Annotated in this window: 10 protein-coding genes; 4 read left to right on the forward strand and 6 right to left on the reverse strand. The window is 67.0% G+C overall.

Annotated elements, in window-relative coordinates:
* Nucleotides 1-42: 42 nt before the first annotated feature.
* From dnaE to lspA, 3 genes are all read right to left on the reverse strand, one after another.
* On the reverse strand, nt 43-3579 hold the full coding sequence (gene dnaE / locus FO044_RS08860) for a DNA polymerase III subunit alpha (RefSeq protein ID WP_132991537.1): 3537 nt from the start codon (nt 3577-3579) through the stop codon (nt 43-45).
* Nucleotides 3580-3703: 124 nt separating this feature from the next.
* Entirely contained in the window at nt 3704-4630 is a 927-nt protein-coding gene (locus FO044_RS08865; protein ID WP_132991538.1) for an RluA family pseudouridine synthase, read from the reverse strand.
* The gene (gene lspA / locus FO044_RS08870; protein WP_132991539.1) at nt 4623-5201 is read right to left on the reverse strand and encodes a signal peptidase II; all 579 of its coding nucleotides are present in this window, start codon (nt 5199-5201) and stop codon (nt 4623-4625) included. The genes FO044_RS08865 and lspA overlap by 8 nt, the downstream gene beginning before the upstream one ends.
* An 86-nt stretch (nt 5202-5287) precedes the next feature.
* Between lspA and FO044_RS08875 the strand changes: the two genes are divergently transcribed.
* Nucleotides 5288-6292 (forward strand): hypothetical protein, encoded by a 1005-nt coding sequence (locus FO044_RS08875; protein ID WP_235831282.1) that lies wholly within the window; start codon nt 5288-5290, stop codon nt 6290-6292.
* 81 nt (nt 6293-6373) lie between these two features.
* Here the strand turns inward: FO044_RS08875 and FO044_RS08880 are convergent, their stop codons facing one another.
* Nucleotides 6374-6943, reverse strand: coding sequence for a WKL family lipoprotein (locus FO044_RS08880; RefSeq protein WP_132991541.1), 570 nt, complete (start codon nt 6941-6943; stop codon nt 6374-6376).
* A 179-nt stretch (nt 6944-7122) separates the two neighbouring features.
* On the opposite strand from FO044_RS08880, the gene FO044_RS08885 reads away from it, so the two are divergent.
* Nucleotides 7123-8061, forward strand: coding sequence for an asparaginase (locus FO044_RS08885; RefSeq protein ID WP_132991542.1), 939 nt, complete (start codon nt 7123-7125; stop codon nt 8059-8061).
* Between the two features lie 17 nt (nt 8062-8078).
* Here the strand turns inward: FO044_RS08885 and FO044_RS08890 are convergent, their stop codons facing one another.
* Both FO044_RS08890 and FO044_RS08895 read right to left on the reverse strand, forming a co-directional pair.
* The gene (locus tag FO044_RS08890) at nt 8079-9410 is read right to left on the reverse strand and encodes a DNA polymerase IV (protein WP_235831429.1); all 1332 of its coding nucleotides are present in this window, start codon (nt 9408-9410) and stop codon (nt 8079-8081) included.
* A gap of 47 nt (nt 9411-9457) precedes the next feature.
* Nucleotides 9458-9640, reverse strand: a complete 183-nt coding sequence (locus tag FO044_RS08895) for a hypothetical protein (protein WP_132991544.1) — start codon at nt 9638-9640, stop codon at nt 9458-9460.
* A 71-nt stretch (nt 9641-9711) separates the two neighbouring features.
* Here FO044_RS08895 and FO044_RS08900 point away from each other — a divergent pair, with 71 nt between their 5' ends.
* Nucleotides 9712-10464: an SGNH/GDSL hydrolase family protein gene (locus tag FO044_RS08900; RefSeq protein WP_132991545.1), complete on the forward strand. Its 753-nt coding sequence runs from the start codon at nt 9712-9714 to the stop codon at nt 10462-10464.
* A gap of 206 nt (nt 10465-10670) precedes the next feature.
* Entirely contained in the window at nt 10671-12155 is a 1485-nt protein-coding gene (locus tag FO044_RS08905) for an HNH endonuclease signature motif containing protein (protein ID WP_143965494.1), read from the forward strand.
* Nucleotides 12156-12207 lie beyond the last annotated feature (52 nt).

A 12207-nucleotide genomic window follows, 5' to 3' on the forward strand; every position in this document is an offset into this window, starting at 1 on the left:
CATGATGATTCGGGTCGCCGAATCATGAGGTTCCCCACTCCCCTATGCAGTCAGACAGCCTGGCCCCAACAGCGCCTTCAGATCACCCATCAGGGCCGATGACGGAGTCACCCGCAGAGCGTCGGTCAGGCGGAGCTGCGTCTGCTTCCGGTCGCTGGTCAACGTCACATGCACGTCCGAGGTTCCCGGATGACGGGTCAGCACCTGCTTCAGCGCACTCACCCGATCGGGCGTGCACCGATTCGCCGCGAGGGTCAGCATCAGCGGCTTCGACGTGCCGACAGCACTCAAGTCGGGGACGGCGAGATCGTTGGCGCTGATCATCAGCGAGTCGTCACGCTTGTTGACGCGCGCCCGGACGAGCACGATGTTGTCCTGCACCAGATCCATGCCGTAGGCGACGAACGCACGCGGGAAGAAGTACACCTCGGCACCGCCGACCATGTCCTCGATGGTCACCGCCGCCCACGGCTCGCCCTTCTTGTTCACTCGTCGCGTCACCGACGAGATGATCCCGCCGATGGTGATCTGGGCACCGTCCGCCACGGTGCCCTCGAGCAGTGAGGTGATCGATGTGTCGGTCTGCGACGCGATCGCGTGCTCGAGGCCGGCCAGCGGATGTCCGGAGACGTAGAGACCGAGCATGTCGCGCTCGAGCGCGAGCTTGTGCTTGGTGTCCCATTCCTCGTCGGGGATCTTCACCGCGAATACTTCGCTGACGCTCTCGTCGTCGGACCCGCCGAAAAGATCGAACTGGCCGATCGCCTCGGCCTTCTTGGTGCCGAGTACCGATTCGACGGCGTCGGCATGCACCAGGAACAGCCCCTTGCGCGGATGCTCCATCGAATCGAAGGCGCCTGCCTTCACCAACGACTCGGTGACCTTCTTCGTGCAGGCGACCACATCGATCTTGCCGAGGTAGTCGGAGAAGTTCGCGTACGCGCCCTTCGACTCCCGGCTCGCGATGATCGACGACACCACACCCGACCCGACGTTGCGGATCGCCGCCAAACCGAAGCGGATGTCCTCACCGACGGCCGCGAAGTCGGCGCGCGACGAGTTGACGTCGGGCGGGAGCACCGTGATCCCCATCTTCCGGCAGTCCGACAGATAGATCGCAGCTTTGTCCTTGTCGTCGCCGACCGATGTCAACAGGCCCGCCATGTACTCGGCCGGGAAGTTGGCCTTCAGATAGGCGGTCCAGAACGACACGAGACCGTAGCCCGCGGCGTGCGACTTGTTGAACGCATAGCCGGCGAACGGGAGAACGGTGTCCCAGAGCGCGGTGATCGCCCCCTGCGAGAAGCCGTTGTCGCGCATGCCCTGAGCGAAGCCCTCGTACGCCTCATCGAGGATCTCCTTCTTCTTCTTGCCCATCGCACGACGCAGCAGATCGGCCTGACCGAGTGAGTAGCCGGCCACCTTCTGCGCGATCTGCATGATCTGCTCTTGGTAGACGATCAGACCGTATGTCTCGGAGAGGATCTCGCGCAGCGGCTCCTCGAGTTCCGGATGGATCGGCTTGATCTTCTGGAGGCCGTTCTTGCGCTTGGCGTAGTCGGTGTGCGCGTTAACGCCCATCGGGCCCGGGCGATAGAGCGCGAGCACGGCGACGATGTCCCCGAACCCGGTCGGCTGCATCATCTTGAGCAGCTCGCGCATCGCCGCGCCGTCCAGCTGGAACACCCCGAGCGTGTCGCCGCGCGCCAGCAGTTCGTACGTCGCCGGGTCTTCGAGCGGCAACGTGTCCAGGTCGAGGTCGATGCCGCGGTTGGTCTTGATGTTCTCGATGGCGTCGCCGATGACAGTCAGGTTCCGCAGACCCAGGAAGTCCATCTTCAGCAGGCCGATGGCCTCACACGACGGATAGTCCCAGCCGGTGATGATCGCGCCGTCCTGTGGACGCTTCCACACCGGGATCGCATCGGTGAGCGGTTCGGACGACATGATGACCGCGCAGGCGTGCACGCCCGCGTTCCGGACCAGTCCCTCGAGCCCCAGAGCGGTGTCGTAGATCGTCTTGACGTCCGGATCGGTCTCGATGAGCGTCCGAACCTCGGACGCCTCGGAGTACCTCTCATGCTCGGGATCGGTGATCCCGTACACCGGGATGTCCTTGGCCATCACCGGAGGCGGCAGCGCCTTGGTGATCCGGTCGGCGATCGAGAATCCCGGCTGACCGAACTGGACTCGGGCGGAGTCCTTGATCGCCGCCTTCGTCTTGATGGTGCCGAAGGTGATGACCTGCGCGACCTTGTCGCTGCCCCACTTCTCCGAGGCGTACCGCACCATCTCACCGCGGCGGCGATCGTCGAAGTCGATGTCGATATCGGGCATCGACACACGCTCGGGGTTCAAGAACCGCTCGAACAGCAGACCGTGCGGGATCGGATCGATGTTCGTGATGCCCAGCGCCCACGCCACCAGCGAGCCGGCGGCGCTGCCACGCCCGGGTCCCACCCGGATGCCGACCTCCAGCGCATGCTTGATCAGGTCGCCGACCACCAGGAAGTACGCCGGGAAGCCCATCTGGAAGATGATGCCCATCTCGTAGTCGGCACGACGCGAGTACTCCTCGGGCACCGTCTGCCCGGTGAACCGGCGATCCAGACCCGCGAGCACCTCGCGCTTGAGCCACGACTCCTGCGTGAACCCCTCGGGCACCGGGAAGATCGGCATCCGGTCGTGATGGGCGAACACCTCCTCGTACGAGGTGACCCGCTCACCCACCTCGACGGTGTTGTCGCACCCTCCCGGAACCTCGGCGTCCCACATCTCGCGCATCTGCTGAGCCGACTTCAGGAAGTACCCGTCGCCGCCGAACCGGAACCGCGTCGGATCCGACAGCGTCTTCCCCGTCTGGAGACACAGCAGAGCCTCGTGCGAGACCGACTGATCCTGCGTCACGTAGTGGCAGTCATTGGTCACCAGCGGTTTGATGCCGAGCTTGCGGCCGATGTCCAGAAGCCCCGAACGAACGCGCTGCTCGATCTCCAGTCCGTGCTCCATCAGCTCCAGATAGAAGTTCTCCTTGCCGAAGATCTCCTGCCACCTGCCCGCGGCCTCCAGCGCCTCCGCCTCGTGCCCCAGACGCAACCTGGTCTGCACCTCACCCGACGGGCATCCGGTGGTCGCGATGATCCCCTCGGCGTGCTCGGCGATGATCTCCGCGTCCATGCGCGACCACTTGCCCAACTGACCTTCGAGCGAGGCCCGCGAGGACAGTTTGAACAGGTTCCGCAGACCGGTCGCGTTCTCGGCCACCATCGTCATATGCGTGTACGCGCCCGAACCCGACACGTCGTCGGATTTCTGATCACGCGTACCCCACAGCACCCGCTTGGTGCTGAATCGGCTCTCCGGCGCCACATACGCCTCGATGCCGATGATCGGCTTGATGTCGTGCTTGCGGGCCGTGTTGTAGAACTCGCTGGCACCGAACATGTTGCCGTGGTCGGTCATCCCGATCGCGCTCATGCCCTGCCGCTGCGCCTCCGCGAACAACGGCGACATCTTCGCCGCGCCATCGAGCATCGAGTACTCGGTGTGGTTGTGCAGATGAACGAACGACCCGGACACGCGGCGGCTCCTCGCGAAGAAATCGGACTGGAACGGCTCCACTGTATGCGGGCCGTCTGACACTCGACGGCCCCCGCGCCGGGGTGTGACAGATGGGGCGCAGGAGGCCGGACCCGGACGTCGGTCAGACGTCGCGCAGCACGTCGAGTGCGCGCTGGAGGTCGGCGGGATACTCCGTGGTGAACTGCACGCGACGACCGTCAGCAGGATGCGCGAACGCCAGCGACCGAGCATGCAGCCACTGCCGGTCGAGCCCGAGTCGGGTGGCTAGCGCCGGATCGGCGCCGTAGGTGGGATCCCCGGCGCACGGGTGGTGCAGCGCCGAGAGATGGACCCGGATCTGGTGGGTCCGGCCGGTCTCCAGGTGCACATCGAGCAGTGATGCGGACGCGAACATCTCCAGCGTCTCGTAGTGCGTCGTCGACTCCTTGCCGTTCGACGTGACCGCGAATCGCCAGTCCGAACCGGGATGCCTGCCGATCGGAGCCTCGATGGTGCCGACCGGCGGGTCGAGGTGCCCCTGAACGAGTGCGTGGTAGACCTTCTCCACCGTCCGGTACTTGAAAGCACGCTTGAGCAGCGTGTAGGCGCGTTCGGAGGCGGCCACCACCATCAATCCTGATGTTCCGACGTCGAGGCGGTGCACGATGCCCTGCCTCTCCTGAGCGCCCGAGGTGGAGATCCGGAACCCGGCGGCCGCGAGGGCGCCGATGACGGTCGGACCGGTCCAGCCCTGCGACGGGTGAGCGGCCACCCCCGGCGGCTTGTCGACGACCACGATGTCGGAGTCGTGGTAGACCACATCGAGGTCGTCCACCGGCGTCGGTTCGATCGTCAGCGGACGCTCAGGGGCAGGAAGCAGGATGTCGAGCCACGCCCCCGCCACCAGTTTGTGAGCCTTGTCGACCGGTCGGCCGTCGACGGTGACGTCACCGTCGTCCGCGAGGCCGGCCGCGACCGTGCGGGACAGGCCGAGCAGCCTCGCGATGCCCGCATCGGTCCGCATGCCGTCCAGCCCGTCGGGCACCGGCATCGCGCGTGAGTCACGCATCGTCGTCCTCCTCATCGCTCGGCCGATCATCGACCGGCTCCTCATCGTCGCGGGCCGCCCAGCCCGTACGCGAGCCGTCGTAGTCGTAGCCGAGCAGCGTGAGCAGCACCAAGAGCACGGCACCGCATACGACCGCCGAGTCGGCGACGTTGAAGGTCGGCCACCAGTCACCGACCTGGATGAAGTCGACCACGTGCCCGCGCAGCGGACGCGGAGAGCGGAACATGCGGTCGGTCAGGTTGCCGAGCGCGCCGCCGAGGACAAGTCCCAGGCCGATCGTCCACCCGACCGACGCGAGCTTGCCCGCGTAGCGGATGATCCCGATGACGATGACCAGGGCGATGATCGTGAGCACCCAGGTGTAGCCGGTCGCCATCGAGAACGCGGCCCCGCTGTTGCGGATCAGCTTGAACGTCAGGAACTCGCCGATCACCTGAGTCGGATCCGCGGGGTCCAGTCGCGCCACCGCCAACGTCTTCGTAACCAGGTCCAGCAGGTAGACGACGACGGCCACCCCAGCGAGCAGCGTCACGGTCCGGGCGGTTCTACGCCCGGGCGCGGATTCATTCATACGACGATTGTCCACGATCCCGGTGAGACCGTGGAACACCGCCTCTCCCTACGCCGGTACCGGGTACGACCACTACTCTCGTGTCCGTGAGTGCTTCGCTGATCCGTTCCACCGGGAGTTCCCGCTCGTTCACCGATTCTCGACGCATGCTGGCCGCGTTGGCGATCCTTCCGATCGGCGCCACCGTCGCGTTGACCGCGTGCTCGTCCGACGACGGCTCCGACTCCGCCGACTCCGGACCGTGCGCGACGAGCTCCAGTGCCGAGCGGGAGAACGTGCGCCCGATCAACGTGCCGACGTCCGAGGTGTCCGTGCTGAATCCGGGAACCGGCGAGCGCGCGGCCCTCGCTCCGAAGCCGAGCATCGCGAGTCCCCAGCAGGTGACACTGACGACCAACTCGATCGAGTCGAGCATCGCGCCCGGAGAGCAGAACCGGCAGCAGGTCCAGAAGACCGAGCAGAACCTGACCACGCCGATCACGGCGCGCGTGGTGTGCGACGACCCATCCGATCTGGAGTTCACGATCGGTGCGCCGACGACGAAGGACGAGGCACTCGCACCCGAGCTGGAGGCACTCGACGGTTCGGCGGGCGGCATCACCTTCGGCGAGGGTCTGGATCCACGATCGTTGCGACTTTTCCCCGACGAGGACTCCGGATCACCCGCGCGCAGCGCACTGGAGCAGTCGGTCACGGGTGCTCTCGATAAATCCGTGCCGCTGCCCACCGAGCCGGTGGGTACCGGCGCGACGTGGAAAGCCGAGCGCGTGGTCCAGGCGGCGGCGACCGTCACGCAGACGATGACCGTGACGCTGGAGTCGCGGGTCGGGAACGTCCTGCAACTCGGGGTGCGCCTCGAGCAGACACCGACCAGTTCGGTCTTCCGGATTCCCGGATCGGCGCAGACCCTTCGGATCGCTCGCTACTCCATGGCCGGCGAGGGCGACGTCACCGTCGACCTGACGAAGCTGCTTCCGACCGCCGGGCGCATCACCTCCAAGGGCGCGCGCGAACTGGTCGGCGACGATCCGGGCGCACCGCTGCTCCAGCAGAACGAGTTCACGGTCGCCTGGGGCGGCGGGGACGAATAGCCGACAGACGAGAAACGCCCCCGGTCGAACGGATGAACCGTTCGGGCGGGGGCGCTACTCGTTACGAGGAGACCGGCGCGGTCAGCTGGACTTCTTCTTCGAGGACTTGCTCGAATCCGAATCCGACGGGCACAGCGGAGTCTTCACGTCGTTCGACGTCAGCAGCGGGCAGACGGTGTTCTTCGAGAGCTTCCAGCGACCGTTGTCGTACACGATCGACGCGTCGATCTTGGTGGCCGGGTTGTCCGGAAGCTTCACCTCGACCTTGACATTCGCCTTCTTCGGACCGTTGCTGGTCACCGGGCGCTTGATCTTGTAGGTGACCTCCGGGTTGTCCTCGACGGCCTTGACGAGCTTGTCGAACAACTTCGGGTCGACGCTGGAGTCCTCGACGAGCTCGGTCTTCTCGGAGGCCTTCACCTTCGGGTCCAGTGCCGTCTCGAGCATGTTGTTGAGCGCGTCGACACTCGGCACGTCCTTGGCGTTGGTCAGTTCGTCCTCGGGCGAGCCCGATCCGTTGCTCGACGCGGCCTCAGACGAAGCGGCAGTCGGAACCGGGGGCAGGTCCGCGCTGTCGTCCGAACCGCACGCGGCGGTTGCTGCGACGGCGGCGGCCACCACGGCACCGGTCATGAATTTGCGAATCTTCACAGATCAAATCCTCACGTATGGTCCGGCCCGGGCGAACCTTCCCTGTCCCGGGCTCACACCACTATGCCAAACACGACCGGGGCGGCGCACCCACGGTTGGCGCCGCAGCCGTCGCCGGAGTCCCGCACGGCGCGGATGACCAGCGCACGAGATCGTCGGCGAAGTGCGAGAATTCTACGATGAGCACTCGCCAGGTCGTGATGATCACCACCGGCGGCACCGCCGCCTCGCGCACGACGGATGCCGGCGCCGTACCGGTGCTGTCCGCCGCCGATCTCGTTCCGAAGGCTCGGCCTGGCGTCACGGTGCATCCGGTCGAACTGATGTCCGTCGACTCCTCGGCGATGACCCTGCGCGAGCAGTTCAGCGTGGTGCGGTCGATCGCCGAGTCGTTCGCGGATCCGGACGTCACCGGAATCGTGGTCACGCACGGCACCGACACCCTCGAGGAGACGGCCTTCCTCGCCGACCTCTTCGCCGCCGATCCGCGACCCGTCGTGTTCACCGGGGCTCAGCTTCCCGCCGATCATCCCGAATCGGATGGTCCTGCGAACATCGCGGCGGCCGTCGATCTGGCGATCGATCCGGCGTCCCGCGGACGCGGCGTCCTGGTCGCCATGGGCGGACGCGTCCTCAGTGCGCGCGGAGTGTTCAAGTCGTCGACCACCGCCGCTGCCGCCTTCGACACTGTGAACGCCGATCTCCCCCGGCCACTCGTCGCCGACGCCGTTCCGAGCGGACATCCCGCCCGCGTCGATCTGCTGTCGCTTTACCCCGGCGTCTCGGCAGGGACCATCGCCTCGGCGATCGAGCAGCGCGCCGCAGGCATCGTGCTCGCCGCGACGGGCTCGGGCAACACCCATCCGGACATCACTGCGCAGGTGAGTCTCGCCGCGCATCGCGGCATCCCCGTCGTGGTGTCGACGCGCGTCCCGTACGGTTTCGTGAAACCGACGTACGGAGGTGGTGGCGGCGGGGTCGACCTGGCCCGTGCCGGAGCCGTGTTCTCCCCGTGGCTGCGAGCACCTCAGGCGCGCGTCGCCCTGATCGGACTGCTGTCTACCGGCGCCGACCGGCGATCCGTCGTCGACTTCTTCGCGGCCTCCTCGCCCGGCTGACCAGTCGCCCGGCGCATCTAGTCGTCCCAATCCAGGCTGGCGAGCGGGTCGGCACGGCTGAGCATCGGCTCGGGGAGCCGGAAGTTGCGCGTTCGCCCCGGACCGGTGCTGCGCGTCTCGAAGCGGACCGTCACGAACCCGTGACCGCCACCCTGAACCCAACCGTGCCCGTGATCGGGATGCGCGACATCCGTCCCGGTGGGCCACTCGTCGTCGGCCGGTACACCACGTGGAATCTGAACTCCCCGAGGTATTTCCGTCTCGTCGGCATCTGGATCATCACCATCGGGATCTTCAGCATCCGGACCTCGCTCCAGATCGGGAAACAACGAGTCCTGGTGGATGTCAGACAGTCCCGCGTACCCGACACCGACCAACCGGATCGGTCCGATATCGAGCGGATCGAGCATCACCTTGTGCGCGGCGGTCGTCAGTACCTCCACATCGGTGGTCGCGGCGGGCAGAGTCGACGACCGCGTGAGAATGGACATGTCCGCCCGCCGGAGCTTCACCACGACGGTTCGGGCACCACGCCCGTCGGCGAGCAGCCTGCGATGCGCGTGGGACGCTGCCGCGGTCACGGCCGCGCGCAGTCCGGCCGAGTCGATGATGTCGGTGGCGAACGTCGACTCCGCACTGATCTGCTTGGCACTCGCCCGCTCGGCGACGGGACGATGGTCGATGCCCTGCGCGAGCCGGTGCAGAGCCGGGCCCACGGTCGCCCCCAGCACCGAGGCGACCTCGGGGTCGGACATCGCAGCCAGATCACCGATGGTCTCGATCCCCAGGCGCGCGAGCCGGTCACCGGACACCGGTCCGATCCCCCAGAGTTTCCGCACCGGAAGCTCTTGCAGAAACTCGAGCTCGCGCGCGGGCTCGATCACCCGGGCCCCGTCCGGTTTCGCCAATCCTGAGGCGATCTTCGCGATCTGCTTGCCCGACCCGAATCCCACCGACGCGGGCAGGCCGGTTCCCTCGCGGATCGCTCGGCGCATGCGGTGTGCGTACTCGCGGGCATCGATCGCTGAGGCACCTGCCAGCTCCTCCGGTTCGCCGAACGCCTCGTCGAACGAGAGCGTCTCAATGACGGGGACGAATTCCCGGACGATCGTGAAGACGCGCGCGCTCACCACGCGGTAGACGTCGATGCGGGGTGGCAGCACCACCGCGGACGGCCCCACCTGGCGTCGAGCCTGATGCATCGGCATCGCCGACCGCGCGCCGAAGACGCGGGCCTCGTAACTGGCCCCGGCGACCACCCCGCGTCCACCGGTGCCGCCGACCAGAACCGGTCGACCTGCGAGAGTCGGACGCGCCAACTGCTCCACCGAAGCGAAGAAGGCGTCCATGTCGATATGGAAGACCCACCGTGAGCTGCGCTCGGTTTCGGAAACCGTCACCACCGCTCACGGCACATCGCCAGCACTCGCGGGTCGTCGGTGACGAAACGGTCGACCTCTTCACCGGCATCGCAGCGCAGAAGCGAGATGGTCGCCGACTCCGGCCGCAGGGACGCCACCTCCCACACCGCGCCTGCGTCTTCCCAGCGCTGCACACGGTCGAGGTCGTCGGAGGTCATATGGCGATTCTATCGTCGCCGGTGCGCCCGGAGCACGACCGTGCGGCTGTCGGTTCGGTAATCTCGCGCGAGTGAGTTTCGTTCGATACGTCGCCCTCGGCGACTCCTTCACAGAGGGGGTCGGCGACCCCGACCCGACACGTCCCAACGGCGTCCGCGGCTGGGCTGATCGCGTCGCGGGTGCGCTCGCCGCAGCCGACCCGGACGCCCGCTACGCGAATCTCGCGATCCGGGGACGCAAGCTCGTGCCGATCGTCGACGAGCAGGTCTACGCTGCTGTCTCGTTGAGTCCGGACCTCGTGTCGATCCATGCCGGTGGGAACGACATACTGCGGCCGGGCGTCGATCTCGACGCACTCGGGAAGGTCTACGACGAGGCGATCGGCGCACTCGCCGCGACCGGCGCGACACTCGTCATCTTCACCCCGCACGACCCCGGGGCATCCAGATTCTTCCGGCCGTTGCGCAGCCGGTTCGCAACTCTCGCTGAGATCATGCGGCGGATCGCCGACCGTCACGGCGCCGTCCTCGTCGACTACTGGCGGATCCGCGATTACGACGACCCTCGGTTGTGGGCGAGCGACAGACTGCACATGTCACCACAGGGACATCAGCGCATGGCGATCGCCGTACTCGACGCGCTCGACGTTGCCCACGACCTCGAGCCGCTTCCGCTCGGAGATCCGATGCCGTCCGGCCCCGCCGAGAACATCCGCTGGACGCGCGAGTTCCTCGGTCCCTGGGTGGGTCGCAGACTGCGCGGTACGTCGAGCGGCGACGAGTTGTCCGCGAAGTACCCGACGTGGTCGCGAATCAGATACTGACGCCGCCCGTCCGGCTTCAGAGTATCCACGAATCGCCGATCATCGTCGCTCAGCGACCACGCGCCTTCATCGCGATCAACGACGAAATGATGATGACTGACCATCGCACATCGACTCCACCGATCCGGAACTGTCGTACCCCGTTGATAGTGTCATGTCAGAAGCCGCCGAAACCGGCTCTGACCAGCACAGAGGAGGTGGTTCCGATGAGTGCATCGCAGTACGACCGCCAGGCTCTCCCGGACTCGCCCGCCGCGCTGATCGAGCTGATGAACGAGGCCGCTGCCAAGCTCACCGAGGTGTCCTTCGCCTCGATGTCGAGCGACGAGATCCTCGCCGCCGCCGAGATCAACGAGCAGATGCGTGCCCGTGTCGAGGCAGCGACGACCAGTCTGATAATCGAGGTGAACGACCAGTTCGCCTTCCACGGCGCCGGTTTCCAGACCGTGCAGAAGTACATGGCCACCGGGCTCCGCTTGGGCGCTCCCGAGGCGAGCGCGCGCACGAAGCTCATGTTCGCGACCGGTGAGTTCCTCGCCATCGGCGGCGGCCGGCTCCCGGCCCGCAATCCGGCCGCGGCGCAGGCGTTGCGCGACGGCGCGATCAATCGCGCGCACGTCCGCGACATTGCCGAGGTGATGGACAAGATTCCCGCCGCAGTCGACGCAGAGGCCGTCACCGCCGCCGAGGAGCACCTCGTCGACGCGGCTCGGACGCTGTCCCCGGAGGGCGTCAAGAAGGTCGGCGCACGAATCCTCGGCCATCTCGATCCCGACGGCGAGCTGACGGACGACGCCGATCGCAAGCGCACCCGCGGTTTCACCCTCACTCCGCAGGATGCGCGGCTCATGTCCAAGGTGCGTGGCTCGCTGACCCCCGCGCTGCGGGCCAAGCTCGACGTGATCCTGACCGCGTGGGCAGCGCCCGGGATGAACAATCCCGAAGACCCGGAGTCACCGCACGGCGCGGCCGACCAGGCCGGCCTCGACGAGGACGTACTTACGGCGGCGCGCGAGCGCGACACGCGCACCACCGCGCAACGCAATCACGATGCGCTCGCGGCGATGGCCGACTTCGCCCTCGGTCACGGTGCGCTCGGGCGTCCGGACCGGATTCCGGCCGAACTGGTCGTCACCATCACCAACCAGGAGTTGGCAGCTGAGGCCGGTCTCGCGCTGACCGCTACCGGCGCGCACGTTCCGGTGAAGGACCTCGTCGAGGTCGCCGCCCACGCGACACCGCACCTGGCTGTCTTCAAAGGCCACACCGACGAAGTCCTCTACCTCGGACGCGGCAAGCGGTTCGCCAGCAAGGCCCAGCGGCTCGCGATGTTCGCCCGCGACCGCGGCTGCTCGGGCGCGGAGTGTGACGTGCCGTTCTCCCGGACCGAGGCGCACCACGTGGTCCGTTGGGAGAACGGCGGACGCACGGACATCGACAACCTCGGTGGAGCGTGCGGCAAGCACAACCGGGCCGAGTGGTCAGGGTCGGGCAAGTGGACGACCACGATCCTCGCCGACGGGCCCGACGCCGGTCGGGTCGCCTGGCGGCCGTATGGCTCCACCAGGACATGGCAGGTCAACCCGATTCACCACGTCGGGCAGGAGCCCGAGTTCCTCCCGCACGGCCCGCCTCGAGGCAGCGGTTCGGACGTCGAGGCCCTGCTCGCCACGATCCTCAACGCCGCCTGAGCCGGCTCTTCACCCCCGACAGGGTGTGAGCGGGGGCAGGAGACGTTGCGAC

Origin of the sequence: Gordonia zhaorongruii (genome assembly GCF_007559005.1) — a bacterium.
In the GTDB taxonomy this organism is placed as follows: Bacteria; Actinomycetota; Actinomycetes; order Mycobacteriales; family Mycobacteriaceae; genus Gordonia; species Gordonia zhaorongruii.